At 29.8% G+C, this 19,762-nt stretch carries 25 protein-coding genes; 18 read left to right on the forward strand and 7 right to left on the reverse strand.

The window, feature by feature from the left end; genetic code table 11:
* Position 1: 1 nt before the first annotated feature.
* The 13 genes from atpC to recO all read left to right on the forward strand — a co-directional run bounded on the left by atpC (position 2) and on the right by recO (position 8,952).
* Positions 2 to 394 carry an ATP synthase F1 subunit epsilon gene (atpC, locus tag CSUB8523_RS00980; protein WP_039662580.1) on the forward strand — a complete coding sequence of 131 codons (393 nt, stop codon included), beginning with the start codon at positions 2 to 4 and terminating at the stop codon, positions 392 to 394.
* On the forward strand, positions 394 to 954 hold the full coding sequence (locus CSUB8523_RS00985) for a MotA/TolQ/ExbB proton channel family protein (RefSeq protein WP_043019332.1): 561 nt from the start codon (positions 394 to 396) through the stop codon (positions 952 to 954). The genes atpC and CSUB8523_RS00985 overlap by 1 nt, the downstream gene beginning before the upstream one ends.
* 2 nt (positions 955 to 956) lie before the next feature.
* Positions 957 to 1,343: an ExbD/TolR family protein gene (locus CSUB8523_RS00990; protein ID WP_043019333.1), complete on the forward strand. Its 387-nt coding sequence runs from the start codon at positions 957 to 959 to the stop codon at positions 1,341 to 1,343.
* A gap of 3 nt (positions 1,344 to 1,346) precedes the next feature.
* On the forward strand, positions 1,347 to 2,123 hold the full coding sequence (locus tag CSUB8523_RS00995) for a Tol-Pal system subunit TolA (RefSeq protein ID WP_043019334.1): 777 nt from the start codon (positions 1,347 to 1,349) through the stop codon (positions 2,121 to 2,123).
* Positions 2,120 to 3,322, forward strand: a complete 1,203-nt coding sequence (gene tolB / locus CSUB8523_RS01000) for a Tol-Pal system protein TolB (protein ID WP_043019335.1) — start codon at positions 2,120 to 2,122, stop codon at positions 3,320 to 3,322. Before CSUB8523_RS00995 ends, tolB begins: the two co-directional genes overlap by 4 nt.
* 68 nt (positions 3,323 to 3,390) lie before the next feature.
* Positions 3,391 to 3,876 (forward strand): peptidoglycan-associated lipoprotein Pal, encoded by a 486-nt coding sequence (gene pal / locus CSUB8523_RS01005; protein ID WP_039662590.1) that lies wholly within the window; start codon positions 3,391 to 3,393, stop codon positions 3,874 to 3,876.
* A gap of 11 nt (positions 3,877 to 3,887) precedes the next feature.
* Positions 3,888 to 4,877 (forward strand): Tol-Pal system protein YbgF, encoded by a 990-nt coding sequence (locus CSUB8523_RS01010; protein ID WP_043019336.1) that lies wholly within the window; start codon positions 3,888 to 3,890, stop codon positions 4,875 to 4,877.
* Between the two features lie 14 nt (positions 4,878 to 4,891).
* Entirely contained in the window at positions 4,892 to 5,470 is a 579-nt protein-coding gene (locus CSUB8523_RS01015) for an FKBP-type peptidyl-prolyl cis-trans isomerase (RefSeq protein ID WP_043019337.1), read from the forward strand.
* Positions 5,470 to 6,390, forward strand: coding sequence for an ACP S-malonyltransferase (gene fabD, locus CSUB8523_RS01020; protein ID WP_043019338.1), 921 nt, complete (start codon positions 5,470 to 5,472; stop codon positions 6,388 to 6,390). Before CSUB8523_RS01015 ends, fabD begins: the two co-directional genes overlap by 1 nt.
* Positions 6,387 to 7,073 carry a 5'-methylthioadenosine / S-adenosylhomocysteine nucleosidase / 6-amino-6-deoxyfutalosine hydrolase gene (locus CSUB8523_RS01025; protein ID WP_039662599.1) on the forward strand — a complete coding sequence of 229 codons (687 nt, stop codon included), beginning with the start codon at positions 6,387 to 6,389 and terminating at the stop codon, positions 7,071 to 7,073. The genes fabD and CSUB8523_RS01025 overlap by 4 nt, the downstream gene beginning before the upstream one ends.
* Positions 7,070 to 7,831: a PP-loop family protein gene (locus CSUB8523_RS01030; RefSeq protein WP_043019339.1), complete on the forward strand. Its 762-nt coding sequence runs from the start codon at positions 7,070 to 7,072 to the stop codon at positions 7,829 to 7,831. Before CSUB8523_RS01025 ends, CSUB8523_RS01030 begins: the two co-directional genes overlap by 4 nt.
* Positions 7,824 to 8,336 (forward strand): cysteine hydrolase family protein, encoded by a 513-nt coding sequence (locus tag CSUB8523_RS01035; protein ID WP_039662603.1) that lies wholly within the window; start codon positions 7,824 to 7,826, stop codon positions 8,334 to 8,336. Before CSUB8523_RS01030 ends, CSUB8523_RS01035 begins: the two co-directional genes overlap by 8 nt.
* 1 nt (position 8,337) lies before the next feature.
* Positions 8,338 to 8,952 carry a recombination protein RecO gene (recO, locus tag CSUB8523_RS01040; protein ID WP_043019340.1) on the forward strand — a complete coding sequence of 205 codons (615 nt, stop codon included), beginning with the start codon at positions 8,338 to 8,340 and terminating at the stop codon, positions 8,950 to 8,952.
* Here recO and CSUB8523_RS01045 read toward each other — a convergent pair.
* The 7 genes from CSUB8523_RS01045 to bamA all read right to left on the reverse strand — a co-directional run bounded on the left by CSUB8523_RS01045 (position 8,936) and on the right by bamA (position 15,152).
* Positions 8,936 to 9,256 (reverse strand): hypothetical protein, encoded by a 321-nt coding sequence (locus CSUB8523_RS01045; protein ID WP_043019341.1) that lies wholly within the window; start codon positions 9,254 to 9,256, stop codon positions 8,936 to 8,938. The two genes, recO and CSUB8523_RS01045, sit on opposite strands and share 17 nt — an antisense overlap.
* 61 nt (positions 9,257 to 9,317) lie before the next feature.
* Positions 9,318 to 10,244, reverse strand: coding sequence for a tRNA dihydrouridine synthase (locus CSUB8523_RS01050; protein ID WP_039662609.1), 927 nt, complete (start codon positions 10,242 to 10,244; stop codon positions 9,318 to 9,320).
* Positions 10,241 to 11,224 (reverse strand): hypothetical protein, encoded by a 984-nt coding sequence (locus tag CSUB8523_RS01055; RefSeq protein ID WP_043019342.1) that lies wholly within the window; start codon positions 11,222 to 11,224, stop codon positions 10,241 to 10,243. The genes CSUB8523_RS01050 and CSUB8523_RS01055 overlap by 4 nt, the downstream gene beginning before the upstream one ends.
* The gene (gene dksA / locus CSUB8523_RS01060; RefSeq protein ID WP_012660959.1) at positions 11,221 to 11,577 is read right to left on the reverse strand and encodes an RNA polymerase-binding protein DksA; all 357 of its coding nucleotides are present in this window, start codon (positions 11,575 to 11,577) and stop codon (positions 11,221 to 11,223) included. The genes CSUB8523_RS01055 and dksA overlap by 4 nt, the downstream gene beginning before the upstream one ends.
* A gap of 8 nt (positions 11,578 to 11,585) precedes the next feature.
* The gene (locus tag CSUB8523_RS01065; protein WP_039662613.1) at positions 11,586 to 12,041 is read right to left on the reverse strand and encodes a 23S rRNA (pseudouridine(1915)-N(3))-methyltransferase RlmH; all 456 of its coding nucleotides are present in this window, start codon (positions 12,039 to 12,041) and stop codon (positions 11,586 to 11,588) included.
* Positions 12,031 to 12,885 (reverse strand): acetyl-CoA carboxylase, carboxyltransferase subunit beta, encoded by an 855-nt coding sequence (gene accD / locus CSUB8523_RS01070; protein WP_039662615.1) that lies wholly within the window; start codon positions 12,883 to 12,885, stop codon positions 12,031 to 12,033. The genes CSUB8523_RS01065 and accD overlap by 11 nt, the downstream gene beginning before the upstream one ends.
* A 50-nt stretch (positions 12,886 to 12,935) precedes the next feature.
* Positions 12,936 to 15,152: an outer membrane protein assembly factor BamA gene (gene bamA, locus CSUB8523_RS01075; protein ID WP_039662617.1), complete on the reverse strand. Its 2,217-nt coding sequence runs from the start codon at positions 15,150 to 15,152 to the stop codon at positions 12,936 to 12,938.
* Positions 15,153 to 15,228: 76 nt separating this feature from the next.
* Here bamA and CSUB8523_RS01080 point away from each other — a divergent pair, with 76 nt between their 5' ends.
* From CSUB8523_RS01080 to thrB, 5 genes are all read left to right on the forward strand, one after another.
* Positions 15,229 to 16,056 (forward strand): chorismate mutase / prephenate dehydrogenase, encoded by an 828-nt coding sequence (locus CSUB8523_RS01080; RefSeq protein ID WP_039662619.1) that lies wholly within the window; start codon positions 15,229 to 15,231, stop codon positions 16,054 to 16,056.
* 69 nt (positions 16,057 to 16,125) lie between these two features.
* Positions 16,126 to 17,505, forward strand: a complete 1,380-nt coding sequence (pgp6, locus tag CSUB8523_RS01085; RefSeq protein WP_043019343.1) for a peptidoglycan metallopeptidase Pgp6 — start codon at positions 16,126 to 16,128, stop codon at positions 17,503 to 17,505.
* Positions 17,506 to 17,507: 2 nt separating this feature from the next.
* Positions 17,508 to 18,392: a UDP-3-O-acyl-N-acetylglucosamine deacetylase gene (lpxC, locus tag CSUB8523_RS01090; protein ID WP_043019344.1), complete on the forward strand. Its 885-nt coding sequence runs from the start codon at positions 17,508 to 17,510 to the stop codon at positions 18,390 to 18,392.
* A 41-nt stretch (positions 18,393 to 18,433) separates the two neighbouring features.
* Positions 18,434 to 18,841: a glycoprotease gene (locus tag CSUB8523_RS01095; RefSeq protein WP_043020330.1), complete on the forward strand. Its 408-nt coding sequence runs from the start codon at positions 18,434 to 18,436 to the stop codon at positions 18,839 to 18,841.
* Positions 18,842 to 18,848: 7 nt separating this feature from the next.
* Positions 18,849 to 19,727: a homoserine kinase gene (gene thrB / locus CSUB8523_RS01100; RefSeq protein ID WP_043019345.1), complete on the forward strand. Its 879-nt coding sequence runs from the start codon at positions 18,849 to 18,851 to the stop codon at positions 19,725 to 19,727.
* Positions 19,728 to 19,762: the final 35 nt, after the last annotated feature.

Consider the following 19,762-nt stretch of genomic DNA (forward strand, 5'->3'; position numbering starts at 1 on the left):
TATGCAAGATTTAATATCTTTAGAAATCATTACACCCCTTGGCATGATTTATCAAGGGGATGCAAGATTGGTAGTACTTCCTGGAAGTGAAGGTGAATTTGGTGTGTTAAAAGGCCATGCTTCTTTGATATCTTCTTTAAAATCAGGAATTATTGATATAGAAAAAGCAGATTCAACTCATGAATTGGTTGCTATTGATTCAGGCCATGTAAAAGTATCTGAAACTAAAGTTAGTGTTTTGGCTAAAGGTGCTGTTTGGGTTGGTGGAAATAGCGATAGCGAAATAGCAAAAAAATTAGAAGAAGCGAAAGATTTGATTAAATCTATGAGTAGTGATAGTGTAGCTTTGGCTTCTACTTTTGCTAAAATGGACAATAATGTAAGGCAAAAATAGTGGATTTTCAAGCAATTTTTCATTTTTTTGAAAATACAAGCTTAATCACTTATATTGTATTAGCTTGGCTTTCGGTGTATTTTATAGTTAGTTTTAGTATTTTATTTTCAAGAATGTCACTTATTAATAAGTGGACACAAGATGAAAGTCAAGCTCTAGAAGCTTTAATGAGAGGCGAAAGAGACTTGAGTCAAAGTGCATCGATTTTAAAAAAATGTATTGAGATCGATGAAACTAAGATGAATATTTATAAAAATTCTGTAGAAAAAAAAGCAACAATAGGCTTAACTTGGCTTAGTATTATCGCTTCTACTTCACCTTTTATAGGGCTTTTTGGTACTGTTATTTCTATTCTTGAAACTTTTGGTGGTTTAGAAATGCAAAATTCTCTAAGTATTATTGCTCCTAAAATCAGCGAAGCTTTGGTAGCTACGGGTTGTGGGATTTTGGTTGCAATTCCAGCTTATAGTTTTCATTTGATTATTAAAAGAAAAGCATATGAGTTGATTAATATCTTAGATAGTGAGATTAAAGTATTAGTAAGTTCTTCAAAGGCTTAGTAATGTTTTTAGATGAAAAACCTGAATTAAACATTACGCCTTTGGTGGATATTATGCTAGTTTTACTAGCTATTTTGATGGTTACTGCGCCTAGTATTACTTATGAAGAAAAGGTGCAGCTTCCACAAGGATCACAAAAAGCTTCTAGCGCTCCAAATATTAAAAGCTTGATTATAACAATCAATGCAAAAAGAGAAATTTTTATAGGAAAAGATAAATTTGATTTTGTAAGTTTTGCGGATAATATGAATGCTTTAAAAGTTCAGTACAATACACAAGAAACTGTTTTTATAAGAGCGGATAAAAATCTAAAATATGATGATGTGATGAGTGTTTTAAGAACAATGAAGCATCTTGGTTTCCAAAAAGTTGCTTTACAAACTGAGTAGAATATGGAAGAAAATTCGATACGCAATCTTAAAGCACTTGTTTATTCGATTTTAATTTATTTTATCGTTATTTTTTTAGTTTTTTTTAAACTGATAGAGTACAAACCAAAAGCTATTGAATTTACAGATGATCCTAATAGTTTTGTGAATATAGAACTTGGTGATAGTGTTAATACCAATCAAGTCAGTATTACACAAGAAGTACAAAAAGAAAATTTACAAAGCCTATTTGAAGAAAATCTTTTACAAAAATATACTACAAATAAAAATGTAAATACTCAAGATATAGACCAAAAAGCAAGTGTGTTTAATGATTTGTTTGGAAAAATAGAAGACTATCAAGAAGAAAAAACCACAAAAGTACAATCTTCAATGCCATCAAAAAAACCAATTTTTACTCAAAGAGAAAAGATTAATGATTTTTCTCAACAACTTAATGAAAATCTACAGTTAAATCAAGAGTTGGGGCAATCTCTTATGGAGCAAAAAATAGGAGCATATGATCAGTTTTTGGGCGCGGTGAGAAAATACCTTGAAGATCGATGGAGAATTTATAATCCTAGTGGAAATTTGAGTATCGAAGTAGAATTTGTTATAGATAATCACGGTCAATTTTATTTACTAAGCTCTACAAGTGCTTATAGTGATAATTTTGATAAAAAAGCAAAAGAATTTTTGCAAAATTTAGAAGGAAAATACATAACTTTACCTCCAAATGGTAAAATAAGAAAAATCAAAATGCAACTTAGCGATGTAATTGAGTTTAAAACGGAGAAATGATGAAAAGGATATTAGTTTTTTTATTTTTTTGTTCAGTGTTGTTTGGGCAAGATGCAACTATTTCAGTTGTAAATAAAGGCATGCAGCTGCCAACAATTTTTATCAAAGATCAATCTAAGCTTAGTGATTTAGATCTTAAGAAAAGTTTTTACAATATGCTAATTAACGACATCAAGGTGAGTTCTAATTTTGAATTAAGCCAAGATGAGGCGAAAAGCGATTATGTTTTTTCTTATGTTTTGAATAAAAATGGCAAACTTTTAGATATTGATGTTGAAGTCTTAGCTGCTAATGAAACTAAGACAAGATTTTATGAACAAATTCTTTCTGTAGAAGAATACCCATTTTTAGCACATAGAAGTGTTGCTCAAATGAATAGAAAACTCGGTTTTTCACCTGTAGATTGGATGGATCATAAAATTCTAATCGCAAGAACCCAAGGTAGCAAACATAGTGATATTTTACTAGCTGATTATACTTTAACTTATCAAAAAGTGTTGATTTCAAAAGGTTTAAATTTATTTCCAAAATGGGCAAATAAAGAACAAAGCGCATTTTATTTTACAGCTTATGAAGATGAAATACCAACTCTTTATAAGTATAATATGAAAAATAAAAATATTGCAAAAATAATTGCTAGCAAAGGCATGATGGTCGCTTCTGATGTGAGTGATGATGGTAAAAAAATACTTTTAACTATGGCCCCAAAAGATCAACCAGACGTTTATTTGTATGATATAGACACAAAAAACCTTACGCAAATTACAAGTTATATTGGTATAGATGTAAATGGAAATTTTGTTGTTGATGATAAAAAAATTGTTTTTGTATCAGACCGTTTGGGTTATCCAAATATCTTTATGCAAAATTTAGATTCAAATTTAACAGAACAAGTTGTTTTTCATGGTAAAAATAATTCTTCAGTTTCTACTTATAAACACTATATGGTTTATTCTAGTAGGGAAATAAATCAAAGCGGAGTTTTTAATCTTTATTTAATGTCAACCCAAAGTGATTATATAAGACAACTCACTGCAAATGGCAAAAATCTTTTTCCAAGATTTTCTAGTGATGGAGAAAGTGTTGTATTTATTAAGTATTTAGGCTCTCAAAGTGCTTTAGGTGTTATTAGAATTAATGCAAATAAAGCTTTTCATTATGGTTTAAAAGTAGGTAAAATTCAATCAATTGATTGGTAAAATACTAAAATCATATTTTTTTTGTTATAATTAAATTATGATTTTTAAATAAACAAAAGGGGAAATCAATGAAAAAAATCATTTTTGCTTCAATTACTGCATTTGCTGTTATTGTAAGTGGTTGTGCTACTAAAAACACTAGTGTTAGTAGTTCAAGTAGTGTAGATGGCTCAAAAGGCAGCGGTGGATCTGATAGATTTGAAAATCTTGAATCTTTAAATTCTGTAGCAAATATATATTTTGACTTTGATAAATTTAATGTTAGATCAGATATGCAAAAAGTTATTGCAAATAATGCTGAGATCTTTAATAAAGAAGCTGCTGATACTGCAATAGTGGTTGAAGGAAACTGCGATGAATGGGGAACTGATGAATATAATCAAGCTTTAGGCTTAAAAAGAGCTAAAGCAGTAAAAGAATCTTTAGTAGCTCAAGGTGTTAGCGCAGATAGAATTAGCGTTAAAAGCTATGGAGAGACTAATCCTGTATGTACTGAAAGAACAAAAGCTTGCGATGCCCAAAATCGCCGTGCAGAATTTAAATTATCAAAATAAGTTTTAAATAAATGAAATTAAAATTATTATCAGTAGCTCTTTTAGGAGCTACTTTTTTACACGCTGAAATTTCAGCATTTGACGCAGGAAAAGTAGATACAAAAACACCTTATGGTTTAACTCAAAATGAAAAATTACAATATGAAAATCAAGAACGCCTAAGGGCATTGAATGAATATTATACAAATTTAACAAGTAAAATAAATACAGTAGTAGAGAATATAGAAGGATTGCAAAGTGTGACAGAGGGTTTGAATGCTCAGTATTCAAAAGCTAACACAAAATTGCTTTCATTGGAAGAAACTTATCAAAATTTTGATACAAATATAACTCGAGAAATTCAAAATTTAAGAGCTTATGTGGAGGAAAATAGGCAAATTCAAGAAAAAAATCATCAAGAAATTCAAAAAGTTTTAAGTGAAATTACAACTTTGATTAATAAAATCAATGATGATTATATTTCTAAAGAAGATATGAATAAAACTATAACCTTCTTTCAAGCTGAAATAGCTAGAGTGCAAAATCAAACAAAAATTACTCCAGTTGTTCCTGATGCAAGTGATGATAATAAAACTGAAGAAATCATCGAAGATGTTAATGAAACTCAAGAAGTAGTGGTTGTAAAAAAAGATGACAGTTGGAAAAATTTAGATTCTAGCGAGATATTAAAACAAGCAATTAATGAAACAAATAAAAATCAATTTGAAGATGCAGAAGAGAAATTCGAGCATTTAATTAGCATTCATTATAAACCTGCTAGATCTACATTTTGGCTTGGAGAGATAAGATACAAACAACAAGATTATGCAGGCGCACTAGGCTTTTATAAAAAAAGTTCTGCAATAAGCACCAAAGGTGATTATGTACCAAAATTACTTTATCATACTGCTATTAGTTTAGATAAAGTAGGTGATCCTAAAAGTGCGAATAAATTTTATAAAGCCTTAAAGACAGCATATCCTGATAGTCCCGAAGCGAAAGTTTCGCCAGATAGAAAATAAAAAAGGAGAATAAAATGGCTATAGAAAAAAATAGTGTAGTTTCAATGTTTTATGAGTTAAAAGATGCAAATACCAAAGAAGTTTTAGAATCAAATGTTTATGCAGAACCGATTTCTTTTATTTTGGGTAAGGGGCAAATTTTAGAAGGATTGGAAGCTGAAATCCAAAAATTAGATGCACCTTGTAATATTGATATTGAAATTAAAAAAGAAAATGCTTTGGGTGAATACGATGCAAACGCTTTGCAAACTTTACCAAAAGAACAATTTGCAGGAATTGACTTGCAAGTTGGTATGGAGTTATTTGGTGAAGGTGAAGATGGTAATACGGTAAGAGTAATTGTTAGGGAAATTACTGAAAATGAAGTTACTATCGACTACAATCATGCTTATGCGGGAAAAGATTTGTTATTTTCATTAAATATTGTAGATGTAAGAGCGGCGACTGAAGATGAAATCTTAACAGGAATTATTGCAGGTAGTAGAAGTTGTGGATGTGGTGGAGGACATCATCATGATCATCATCACGGTCACGGTGGTGGCGGTTGTTGTGGTGGCCACGGTCACGGTGGTGGCTGCTGCGGTGGTCATTAATGAATACTGCATTTATTTTTCCAGGCCAAGGCTCTCAAAGCGTTGGCATGGGTCTTAGTTTTTACGAAAATTCACCTAAAGCAAAAGAACTACTTGAGCGCGCAAGCGAATACTGCAAGATAGATTTTAAACATTTGCTTTTTGAAGAGAATGAAAATTTAAATAAAAGTGAATTTACACAAATGGCTATTGTGTTAAATTCGCTTATGACTTATGAAGCATTAAAAGAGCAAACAGATCTTTGCCCAAAATATAGCCTAGGACATTCTTTGGGTGAATTTAGTGCTTTGGCAACTCAAGGGGCATTTGATTTTTTAGATGTAATCGCGCTTGTAAATAAACGTGGTCAGTTTATGCAAGAAGATTGCTCTAAAATTGAAGCGGGTATGATGGTGGTTTTGGGTTTAGAAGATCAAGTGGTGGAAGAACTTTGCCAAAAAGCATTAAGTGAGAAAAAAAATATTTTCGCAGCTAATTATAATTGTGATGGGCAAATTGTAGTAGCAGGTTTAAAACCCGATTTGGCTTCTTATGAGAGTGAGTTTAAAAATGCAGGAGCTAAAAGAGCTATGCTTTTGAATATGAGCGTTGCAAGTCATTGCCCATTATTAAAAAATGCATCTTTAAAACTTACAAAAGAATTAGAACCTATTTTAAAAGAGCACTTTAAAAGCGTAGTGTCAAATGTTAATGCAAAAGTGTATAATGATAAAAATCAAGCTCTAATGCTTTTAAGTGAGCAACTTATCAAGCCTGTTCTTTATAAACAAAGCATTAAGGCGATAGATGAAGGAGTAGATTTCTATATAGAATTTGGCGCAAGTGTGTTAAAGGGTTTAAATAAAAAAATCACTCAAAAAGAAACTTATACTTTGAGTAAAATAGAAGATATTGATGAAATTTTAAAGGTAATTAAATGAAAATAGCTATTTTAGGGGCTATGCCTGAAGAGGTTACTCCCTTACTAGAAACATTAAAAGAGTACCAAACAATTGAATATGCAAATAATACTTATTATCTTGCAAAATATAAAAATCATGAATTAATCATTGCTTATTCTAAGATAGGGAAAGTAAATTCTACCCTTAGTGCGGCTATGATGATAGAAAAATTTAAAGCTGAACTTTTACTTTTTACCGGAGTTGCTGGTGCTTTTAATCCTAGTTTAGAAATAGGAGATTTAATCTATGCTACAAAATTAGCTCAATACGATTTAGATATCACAGCTTTTGGGCATCCACTTGGTTATGTTCCTGGTAATGAAATTTTTATAAAAACAGATGATAAGCTTAATAATCTTGCTATAGAAGTTGCTAAAGAGCTTGGTGTTAAATTACAATCAGGTATTATCGCTACAGGTGATGAGTTTATTTGTGATGAGAATAAAAAAGTAAAAATTAGAGAAATTTTTAATGCAGATGCTTGTGAAATGGAAGGGGCTAGTGTAGCTTTGGTATGTGATGCTTTGAAAACTCCATGTTTGATTTTAAGATCAATGAGTGATAAAGCAGGTGAGAAAGCTGAATTTGATTTTGATGAGTTTGTAGAAAAATCAGCTAAAATTTCAGCTAATTTTGTCTTAAAAATTTGTGAGAAATTATGATAAATCTTAGTAAAAAACTAATCAGAGAAGTTGCAAAAGCAAATGCTAAATTTTCTTTAATAGGAGATAATGATAAAGTTTTATTAGGGCTTAGTGGCGGCAAAGACTCTCTAGCTTTAGCTCATCTTTTAAAGCGTATGCAAGCGCATGCGCCTTTTAAATTTGAACTTAAAGCAGTAACTTTAAGTTATGGCATGGGTGAAGATTATACCAAGCTTCATAATCACTGCAAAGAACATGGTATTGATCATGAAGTGATTGATTCTAATATTTATGAAATTTCAGGTGATACGATTAGAAAAAATTCAAGTTTTTGTAGCTATTTTTCAAGGATGAGGCGTGGTGCTTTATATACTTATGCCTTGGAAAATGGTTTTAATAAATTAGCCATAGCTCATCATTTAGATGATGCGGTAGAGAGTTTTTTTATGAATTTTATTTATAATGGTTCTCTTAGGAGTCTAGCTCCCAAGTATAAAAGCAAAAGAGATATAGAGGTTATTCGTCCTTTGATTTTTGTAAGAGAAAGACAATTAAGAGAAAATGCTATTAATAATGAATTAGAAGTAATTGGTAATGAATTTTGTCCTGGTATGAGGTTAAGTGAAAAAAATGTAAAATTTCCTCATGCAAGAGAAGAAGCTAAGCAGCTTTTAGCAAAATTAGAAAAAGAAAATCCAAAATTATTTACAAGCTTAAAAACCGCGTTTGAAAATATTCATACAAATAGTTTTTTCATGGTTAAGGACAATGACTAAGCTTTTAGTTGTTGTTGATTATCAAAATGATTTTATCGATGGTAGCTTGGGTTTTGAAGAAGCTGCCAAGATAAAAGATAATATTCTTGCTCTTTTAGAAAATCATCAAGGCGATGTCGCTTTTACTTTTGATACGCATGATGAGAATTATTTAATAACTCAAGAAGGAAAAAAATTACCTATTTATCATTGTATTAGAGATACTTTAGGTTGGAAAATGCCAAGTGATTTTGATGTATATTTAAAGAATGCAAAAAAAATCTTTTATAAGAATACCTTTGGTAGCTTAGAATTAGCTAATTTTTTAAAACAAAATTATTATGAAAGTATAGAATTTTGTGGTCTTGTTTCACATATTTGTGTATTTAGCAATATTATTTTAGCTCAAAGTGCTAGTATCAACTCAAAAATTATATTACATAAAAATGCAACGGCAAGTTTTAATAAGTCTTTGGAAAATAGTGCATATGAAATTTTACAAGCTTATGGCATAGAACTTTTATAAAATGCAAGGGTATATTTTACACACTCAGAGTGTAAAAGATGAGGATTTAATCGTTTATCTTTTAAGTGCTAAAAAAGTTATTAAAAGTTATAGATTTTATGGTATGCGTCATTCTAATATATTAAGTGGGTATAAGATTGATTTTGAACTTGAGGAAAGCTCAAGATTTTTACCACGCTTAAAAGATGTTTTGCATATTGGTTTTTCTTGGATTTTAGATAGAGATAAAATGTTTTTTTGGCAGGAGTTTGTTAAGCTTTTTTATTGGCATTTAAAAGATGTTGAAGAAATTGATAACTTTTACTTTGAACTTTTAGAAGATTGTGCTAAGCGTTTTGAAAAACAAGATTGTAAGCGGGTTATAGTAGATGCTTATTTAAAAATTTTAAATTTTGAAGGCCGTTTACATAAAAGCTTTGTGTGTTTTTATTGTGATGAACATATACAAAAAAATGTTGTACTAGTAAGAGCTTTTTTACCCACTCATAGAAAATGCACTTTTGGTTATGAGTTTAAGACTAAAGATCTTATAAAGTTTTATAAAAATTTTAATTCATCGCATTTTAGCGATGAATATATTGATAATTTATATAAAATCATTAAAGAGGGTTTTTAAGAGTAATATCATACATCATAATAGCCTCTTGTCTTAATTTTGCAATGATATTTGCACTATCAATATGTGTATTTTTTATAATAGTTTCCTTGCTATTTTGAATATCTTCAAGCAAATTTCCAAGTTGTTTTTGAGAACTTTGTAAGCAAGTGCTTATACATTTTGGCTGTGTTTGTTGTAAAACTTGCTCGAAATTTAAACTTTGATTGTTAAGCTTTGAAGCATGTGCTGCTAAATTGTTCGCACTTGTTCTAATACCGCCTAATGCTTTGTAAATCCCTTTTGAATTGATATGAGCTGCCATGAACCTTCCTTGTTTTATGGTATCTCTTCATTCATATTGCTTAGAAATTTACAAGCAAAAATCATTCCTTATTGAAAAATTCTTGAATATATTTCCACATAACTTCTACATCATTAATGCGATTAACACAATCTCTAAAATTAGAAGCATCATCATAGCCTTTAGAATATTCATGTAAGTGTTTTCTAAAGATACTTATGCCTTGTTCTTTATAATGTTTTAGTATTTCTTCAAAATGTGCAAAAATGATTTTATTTTTCATGGTTTTATTGATTTTTTTACCAGTTTTTATTTCATAAAATATCCAAGGCTTTCCTATGCTTGCACGCCCTATCATCAAAGCATCACAATTTGTTATTTTAAATACTTCTTTGGCATTATCTTCGCTAATATCGCCATTTGCTACTAAAGGAATTTTGATATTTTCTTTGGCTAAAGCTATGGCTTCATAATCAGCATTTCCACTATACATTTGTTTTCTAGTGCGACCATGCATACTGATAAAATCTACTCCAGCATTTTCACAGGCTTTAGTAATGGTAATGGGATCTTTTTTATCAAATCCCAGTCTTACTTTGACACTAGTTAATTTTTTATTGCTTGTGTTCTTGATAAGTTCTAAAATTCTTTGTAGTTTATCAAGATCTTGTAAAAGAGCGCTACCTGCACATTGTTTTATAACCTTATTCACAGGGCAACCACAATTAAAATCAATACCATCTATAAAATCAAAACGATTTAAAATTTCTACTGCTTTGCAAATTACGCTTTCATCTGAGCCTGCAATTTGAACTATGTAAGGATTTTCAAGTTCGGCTTTTTCTAGCATTTTAAGAGTTTTTGAGCTCTCATATACTAAGGCATTAGAACTTATCATTTCACTAATGGTTACATCAGCCCCAAATTGCTTTACTAAATTTCTTAATGGCAAGTCTGAAAAACCTGCCATAGGGGCTAAAAATAAAGGCTTCTTGCTAAAATCTATCATTGTATTAATTTTTCAAGTTCTATTTTTTTATTATGTTCTCTTAAAAAGAGTAAGAGTCTAAAGTCCTTATGTTCATTTTGATCATTTACTAATTCATTAAGCAATTCATCATACATGCCAAATTCTGCTAAAGTATAAAGATAAGCTCTTAAAGCTTGAGGATGACTGTTTTTTAACTTTTTAAACAAAGCAATTAATATTTGAGGTTCTATTTTTTTACAAAGCATTTTAGCACAGCGTAAATATGACTTATCATCTAAAGTATTCATACTAAGTAAAACTTCGATTTCAGCATGATTTAATTCTAAATTTTCTTTTTCAAATCTATCCAAAAGTAATAAAATATCATCTTGATTTTTTTGAGTTTTTAGTGTTTTAATCTGACTATAGGGTGCATTTTCTAACACCATTTTATAAGCAAAATTTTCTAGCTCACCTGTTAAGATATCTTTGTTTTTGATAAAAGAAAAAGCATAATTGCTATCATTTTGAAAGCGATTTTTTTCATTTAAAATGAAAATTTCATTATTTGAATCTAATTTATATTTTTTTAATTCTACAATTTCTTTTTTTTCTAAGTGCTCAAAAATATCAATAATTTCATCTATTTTAGGATTTTGAATTTTTTCTTTAAAACAAAGAGCTTGCGTATTTTTAGCTATATCTTGAAATTCTTGAGTTTTAAATTTAACCTTGCTCGTTTTTTTTAAAAAAATATCAATAATAAAATTTTCATAATTTTTACTATCTTTAATTAGATTTTTATATTGTAAATGTTTTAAAAAGCCATAAAAACTCATATGTGCTAAAGCTAGTATCATTAAAAATAAAGCAGGTAAAACAACCCATAGACTAATAGGTAAATTTAATTCAAAGGTGGAAATTTTAAAAGTATAATTTCCTAAATTTAGATTATAAACTAAGGCTGCGATGATTAGAAGATAAACTAAACTTGCAAAGAAAAATAATCTAATTTTCATAGCTCTTTCCTTTTTTCTAAATTTTCACGACAATTGATACAATATTTTGCATGAGGTTTAACCTTAAGTCTTTCAGGATGAATATCATCTTCACAATACTCACAAATACCATAAGTATTGTTATCTATTTTACTTAATGAATGTTTAATTTCTTCTAGTTCGGCTTTTAAATTTTCATTGATTTTAAAATCAATATGAGAACTATTGTCAATTTGCTGCAAATCAACTTCATCTCTAGGTTCACTATCTTGTAGATTGTGGATATTGTCTATATTACCTTGAAGTTCTTGTAAAATTTCTTTTTGTCTTTGAAGTAATATATTTTTAAATTCTTCAAGATTTAATTCTTGCATAAACGCTCCTATTTGTGATATGGGTGATTTGTATTAATGCAAAATGCACGATAAATTTGCTCTAAAAGCATAGTTTTAGCAAATTTATGTACTAAGGTCATTTTACTAAGAGCTATGCTTGTATGCATTTGTGCGATAAATTCTTGCTCAAATCCATAAGCACCACCTATAAAAAATGTAATTTCATTTTTATCTTGCAATAATTTTGCAAATTCTACGCTTGTAAACTCCTTACCTTTTTCATCTAAGGCTATACAAAAGCCTTTTTTGTAAGGATTTAGTGCATTTGTATAAGATTTTTTTGCTTCTATAGAGTTAGTATTTTGTGCTTGATTAATTTTGTTATTAAAAACACATATGTCATTAAAACTACAAAATTTCTTAATGAGCTTAGTATAATGCTCATCTATCTTGCTAAATTCATCATTATTATTTTTTTGAATGCTTAAAAGATTAATTTGCATTTTTAATTTTAGAAAAAAATCTTAAAAAATCTGCTATAAATTTTTTATGTTCACTTCTTTCTACAATCGCATCAATCAATCCATGTTCAAGTAAAAATTCAGCCTTCTGAAAGCCTTCTGGTAAATCAGCTCCTATGGTTTGCTTAATTACCCTAGCTCCTGCAAAGCCTACTAAAGCACCAGGTTCAGCCATGATGATATCTCCAAGCCAAGCAAAAGACGCGCTTACACCACCCATTGTTGGATCAGTTAATACTGAAATATAAGGAAGTTTTTCTTCTGCCAACAGTTTTAATGCTGCACTAGTTTTGCTCATTTGCATTAAAGAATAAGTACTTTCTTGCATTCTAGCTCCACCGCTTGCACTCACTATGACAACAGGGGTTTTTTTCTCAATAGCTCTTTCAATAGCTCTAAGAATTTTTTCACCTTCTACTGAGCCTAAGCTTCCACCCATGAAAGAAAAATCAAAAACAATAAGTTGAGTTTTTATCCCATCTATAGTACATTCTCCGCTTATTATGGCGCTTTTTCTACCTGTTTTTTCTTCATTCTCTGCTAATCTTTTTTTATATGATTTGCTATCTACAAATTTAAGTGGATCAATTGCATGTAAGTCTTTATCCATTTCCATAAAAGAGCCTTCATCGCTAAGTAATTCAATGCGTTTTAGAGGGTTTAATCTCATATGAAAATTACATTTAGGACAAACATTATAACAAGTTTCTATTTCTTTATAATACATTAACGCATGGCAAGAATTGCATTTTACCCAGTGATTTGGAGCTTCGCTTGGAGCAGCTTGCTTGCGTCTTATACTAGAAAAAATATCTAAAAAATTCATTATCTCTACCTAAAATAAAATTTCAAAATTATAGCAAGATTTTGTTGCTTTTAAAATCTTGCACCCAACATAAACTCAAATTTGCTCAAATCATCTTTTGAACTAGTATTAAATGGTTTAGCAAAAACTAAATTTAAAGCACCTAGCGGGGTTAACCACTCAAAACCAACACCTGTACTCCATCTTTGAATTTGACTTAAAGAACTCTCTCCTATAGCACCATAGTCAAAAAATACACTTCCTCTAAGTTTAATTCTATCAAAGATTGGAAAGCTAAGTTCTACAGAATTTGCAAAAGCAACTGTACCACCTGTTTCATCACCCCATTCGTTTTTAGGACTCACGCTTCTTCTATCAAAACCTCTAATGGTTCCTATACCACCAAGATATAATTTTTCATTGATAGGTAAATAGCCTTGATCCCATACCTTATAAAAACTTGCTTTATAACGATAAATCAAATCCCATCCTATAAATTCTTCCAAGCCTTGATAATAATTAAATTTAGTAGTAGAACTTATAAATTCTTGATCTCCGCCTAAGCCTGCATATTCAAGCGAAGTTGAGGCGATAAAACCTGATCTTGGTAGATAATAATCATCTGTATTGTTAAACACTATTGAAGGAGTGATAGAACTTTTATAGGTTTTACCAAGTTTATATCCTTGAGCGATTAAGCGATCGCTCAAATGATAAATATCACTTTGTTCAAGATTATAAGTTAAATCTATGCTTGTATATCTTCCTAAAGTTTTGCCAACGCTTATATTAAAACCATAGTTTCTCTCATCATAGCTATCCCATTCTAAACGATCTGAATATAATGATCCTCCAAGAGAATAATCACTATCATTTACTCTAGGATTTCTTAAAGATACTCTACCAGAAAGTGTATCATCGCCTTTATCTATACTTACATTCCCTTTCATACCAGAGCCTAAGATATTTGCATCAGATAATGAAGCACTAAGTAAAATTCCATCGCTAGTTCCATAGCCAATACCACCTGAAATGGCTCCAGTTGAGGCTTCCTTGACTTCTACTATTAAGTCAATATGTGTGTCATCTACCCTTTGCTCTTTAATATCTACATTTTCAAAATACGCAGTTCTTCTTAGGGCATTTCTTGAGTCTATTAAATCAGTTCTATTATAAAGATTGCCTTCAGTTAGGTAAAGTTCTCTACGAATAACCCTATCAACTGTTTTGGTATTGCCTGAGATGATGACATCTCTTATATATACTTTTTCATTAGGTATGACTTTAAAAATAATCATAGCTTCATGATTTTCTCTATCTTTTTGTATATCAGGTATAACTTGTACAAAAGCATAGCCTAAATCAGCTGTTTTAATTTCTATAGTTTTTATATCTTCTCTTAGTTTTTCTATATTGACTATTTTTCCAACATTTAATTTTAAATCATTTGCTAAAGCCTCATTTTCTTCATCGCTAAAAATTGGATTAAAAATTTTAATTCCTTTGACTTTATAAACCTCGCCTTCATTGATAAAATAAGTCAAATCAGCTTGATAAGTATCTGTGTAAGTATTTAAAAAAGCAGGAGATATGCTTACATCAAGATAACCTTCTTTTAAATATACATCTGAAATTCTTGAGCTATCATTTGCAAGATCAAAAATTTTAAGTTTGCCATCATTAAAGCCCCACATCCAGCCTAGAGCTTCTCTTTGTTTATTTGCTATTGCAGGTTCAATATCTGAATAACTTAAATTTTTTGCACCACTTAAATGCACTTTTTCTATGATAATATTTTCCCCACGATTTATGACAAAAGTAAGTTTTAATGAACTTGAATTGCTTAATTTTTCATCTTTGATTTCTACAACAGTATCATAAAAACCTTTGGCTTGATAAAAAAGTTTGATTTTTTCAGCTGCGTCTTTAGCCGAATTTTCATCATATAAAATTCCAGGTTTTAAGCCAACAAGGCTTTCTATTTGTTTTCTATCGTTACTCGCTATACCTTGAATATCTATTTTTCCAATAGATGGTTTTTCTACTACTTTAAAAGTCAGCACTCCATTTTCTTCTTCTACTACTATATCTTTAAAATAATTTCTATTAAAAAGATTTTTAATCGCTATATCTATACTAGCAGGATCGATTTTTTGCCCTATTTTTAATTTAGAAATCGCAATAGCACTTTCTTTAGAAAGTTGCGATAAGCCTTCAAATTTTATATCTTTAATTGTAGCTGCACATAAAGAACTTGAAAGTGCAAAGAAAACAAACCATTTTTTCATCATTCTACCTAAATTTTATATACAAAATCGTTATAATACCAAAATATTTTTAACTAATGCTTTTTAAGGAAAATTTATGAAGGTAGGTATAATCGGACTTGGCTTGATAGGTGGATCTTTGGGTCTTAGCTTAAGAGAGAATAAATTAATAGATTTAGTTTGTGGATACGATATAAATAAAGAATTTGAGCAAATTGCATTAGAGCGAAAATTAATAGATAAAATTGTTTCTTTTGAGGAATTAAAAAAATGTGATGTGATTTTTTTAGCTATTCCTGTAAGGGCTATTGTAAAAATCTTAAAAGAATTTCAAAGTTTTTCTAAAGATTGTACTATCATTGAACTTGGAAGCACAAAAGAAGAAATTATTAAAAATTTACCTTCTTATTTGCAAAGTCAATTTATTGCAGCTCATCCTATGGCAGGAACTGAAAATAGTGGTCCAAATGCAGCTATAAAAGATTTATATAAAAATGCCGTTTGTGTTTTGTGTGATGTACAAAATGCTGATCATATTCATCAAAAAAGGGCTATAGAAATTTTTTCAGATTTAGGAATGAAGCTTGTGTTTATGGATAGTATTTCGCATGATCATCATGCTTCTATTATTTCGCATTTACCGCATGTGATTAGTTTTTCTTTGGCAAATTTTGTGATGAAAGAAGAAAATAAAAAAAATATAGCTCACCTAGGAGGTCCTTCTTTTAAAGATATGTGCAGAATTGCCAAGTCAAATCCTCAGATGTGGAGTGGTATTTTTGAACAAAACAAACAAAATTTATTAAATTCTATTGATTTATTTCAAAAAGAATTACAAGAGTGTAAAAAAATGATAGAAAAATGTGATATTGATGAACTTGAAACTTGGATTAAAAGTGCAAATAAGTTAAGAGAAATTTTGTAAAATTTTTGTAATTTACTCTTAATTTGCTAAAGAATAATATATTTTTAAAAATAGATTGAAAGTGAAGATATGGTTTTTGCACGTAAAAGATCAAATAAAAAGTGGATTTTTGTAGTTTTTTTAATACTTTTGGCCTTTGTGGTATTTGTTTTAAATACGAAGTTGTTTGAAAAAAATCCTCCGTTGATTCAAACAAAATCAGATGTAATTTATAGCAACTTAACAGACCCTATATCCATAGAAGTAAGTGATGAAGGTGCTTTAAAAGATATAAAAGTTACTTTATTTAAGGCAAATGAATTAAATGGTGAAATACTTGTTAATGAGCATGTTAAAGGCAATAAAAAAAGCATTCATTTTGATTTAAAATTACCAAAACCAGCCTATAAAGAAAAAGTCGATTCATACAAACTTGTAATAGAAGCAAGCGATAGTAGTTTTTGGAATTTCTTTTTAGGAAATCAAGCACTCAAAGAAGTAAAAATTATTGTTGATACTAAAAAACCACTTGTAGAAATTTTAGATAATTCTTATCAAATCGAACAAGGTGGAGTAGGTAGTGTGGTATTTAAAGCAAGTGATGAGAATTTACAAGAAGTTTATATCACAACTGATAAAGATAAAATTTTTAAAGCAACTCCTTATGTAAAAGAGGGCTATTATGCTGCTTTGATTCCTTGGGAGGTAACTGATGAGCACTTTAGATCTTATGTGGTGGCAGTGGATAAAGCAGGTAATGTAACCAAACAAAAAATTAGATATTATTTTGCCAATAAAAAATACCGCGTATCTAATATAAAAGTAAGCGATAGATTTTTAGATGGTAAGATTGAATTTTTAGCACAAAAATATGCTCCAAAAGATAGAGAATTAAGTAGGCTTGAAAAATTTAAATTTGTTAATGAAGATTTAAGAGCTTCTAATGAGGTTATCATTCATGATATTACGAGTAAAGTTCCTGATGTTATGATTAATAATTTTAAAGTTAATCTTTTTAAGCCTTTAAAAAATGGCCAAAAAGTAGCTGATTATGCTGATCATAGATTTTATTCTTATAATAATCAAGCATTTAGTAGTTCTTATCATATGGGGCTTGATTTAGCAAGCATAAAAGAAGCACCTATCATCAGTAATAACGATGGTGAAGTGGTATTTGTGCAAGAAAATGGAATTTATGGATTAAATATTATTATTTATCATGGTTTTGGGATTTATACTCTTTATGGACACTGTACCAATGTAGATGTAAATGTAGGAGATAGAGTTAGAGCAGGTGATGTTATAGGCACTACAGGCACTACAGGCTTAGCACTTGGAGATCATGTGCATTTTGGTGTTTTAGTGCAAGGGGTTGAAGTGCGTCCCGAGCAATGGCAAGATGCAAAATGGATAAAAGAAAATATCTATAATGTATTAGAGTCAAGCAAAAAAAGAATTTTGAGTGAATAAAAATGAATCAAACAACAATAGCAAAAGAAGTTAAAGGTATTGGTATAGGTTTGCATAAGGGTGAGCCTATTAGTATAAAATTAGAACCATTAGAAGCTGGTAGCGGCATAGTGTTTTACAGAAATGATTTAGGAATTTCTTATGAGGCAAAGCCTGAAAATGTCATCGATACGCAAATGGCTACCGTAATAGGCGATCATAGAGGTTATGTTTCCACAATAGAGCATTTAATGAGTGCGATTAATGCTTATGGTATTGACAATGTGCGTATAGTTTTAGATGCCAATGAAGCTCCTGTAATGGATGGTAGTAGTATAGGTTTTTGTATGATGCTTGAAGAAGCAGGCATAAAAGAGCTTGATGTGGCTAAAAAAATTTTAGTGATTAAAAAAAGTGTAGAAGTAAAAGAAGGTAATAAATTTGTACGTTTAAGCCCAACAGATATGCCTGTGATTAATTACACTATAGAGTTTGACAATCCTATCATAGGTAAGCAAAATTATTGTTTTGAATTTAGCAAGCAAAACTACATAGAGCAAATAGCAAGAGCAAGAACCTTTGGCTTTTTAAAGGATGTTCAAGCTTTAAGAGCTATGAATTTAGGTCTTGGTGGAAGCTTAGAAAACGCTGTTGTGATTGATGATAATCGTATTTTAAACCCTGAAGGTTTGCGTTTTAAAGATGAATTTGTACGCCATAAAATTTTAGATGCTATCGGGGATTTAACCTTGCTTGGATGTAGAGTTTTTGGAGATTATACTTCTTATGCAGGTTCGCACAAGCTTAATCATCTTTTAACCAAAGAACTTTTAAAAGATCCTAGTGCGTATGAAGTGGTAAGTTTAGAAAAAAGTACATATAAAGTTTATGAAAAGGTTTTTGCATAAAAAAGGTTACTTTGCTTTTAAATGCCATAGCAAAACCTTTGATGCTTGGTATTTATGAAAATGATGTATTGATAAAAACCATTGAGAGTGATTTAAAAGTTAGTGAAGTTTTGCCAAAAATATTGCAAGATTTACTTTTACAATATGAGCTTGAAAAGCTTATTTATGCGCATGGACCAGGATCTTATATGGGTATAAAGATTTCTTATGTTTCTTTTAAAACGCTAGCTATAATTAAAAGCATTCCCTTAAAGGCCATTAGTGCTTTTGAGCTAAACAATAACACTCCTATAGCCGCTAATAAGCATTTGTGTTTTGTAAAAAAAGATGATGATGAAATTATTTTAAAAAAGACACAAGCGGGAATTTTTTTTATGCCCCAAAGTTTAAAAGGTTTGAATTTTAGCAAAGAAAATACACCTTTTTATATTTTAGATGCGATTAATTAAGGTAAAAATGAAAATTTTAGCTCCTGCAACAAGTGCAAATTTAGGGCCTGGTTTTGATTGTTTGGGTTTGAGTTTAAAATATTTTAATCAAACCATAGTTGAAAAATCTAAATTTTTTAGCATTAGCATACATGGAGAAGGCGAAAATAATATTTATCTTAAAAAAAATAACACTTTTGTTAATATTTTTTATGAAATTTATCAAAGACTTAGTGGTAAAAAAGATAATTTCCGTTTTGTTTTTCAAAACAATATTCCTTTAGCAAGAGGTATGGGAAGCTCTTCTGCTGTGATAATTGGAGCCATTGCTTGTGCTTATGAATTAAGTGGGTTTAAAGCGGATAAAAATATCATTTTAAATGAAGCTTTAAGATATGAAAACCATCCAGATAACATAGCTCCAGCAGTGCTTGGGGGCTTTGTATGTGCATTAACTCATAATGAAAAAGTTTTAGCTATAAAAAAAGAAGTAGATAAAGACTTACAAGCTGTTATAACCATACCAAATGTAGCGATGAATACTCAAAAATCAAGAGCAGTTTTAGCTAAAAAAATCAACCTAGAAGATGGTGTTTTTAATCTTTGCCATGCTTCATTTTTAACTGCTTGTTTTTTGGAAAAAAAATATGACATGTTAAAATATGCAAGTTTGGATAAACTTCATCAAAACCAAAGAATGAAACTTTTACCAGAACTTTTTGAGGTGCAAAAACTAGCTTTAGATAATAATGCTCTCATGAGTACGCTTTCAGGTTCAGGTTCGAGTTTTTTTACTCTTGCTTATAAAGATGATGCAAAAAAAATCAAAGAAAAAATCAAAAATAAATTTGTTAAATTTAGAGTTGAACTTTTAGAATTTGATGATGAAGGCTTTAAAATTTGCTAAAAATTCCAAAAAAAAGATATAATTTTGAAAAATCA

It is taken from the genome of Campylobacter subantarcticus LMG 24377, assembly GCF_000816305.1.
Taxonomy (GTDB): domain Bacteria; phylum Campylobacterota; class Campylobacteria; order Campylobacterales; family Campylobacteraceae; genus Campylobacter_D; species Campylobacter_D subantarcticus.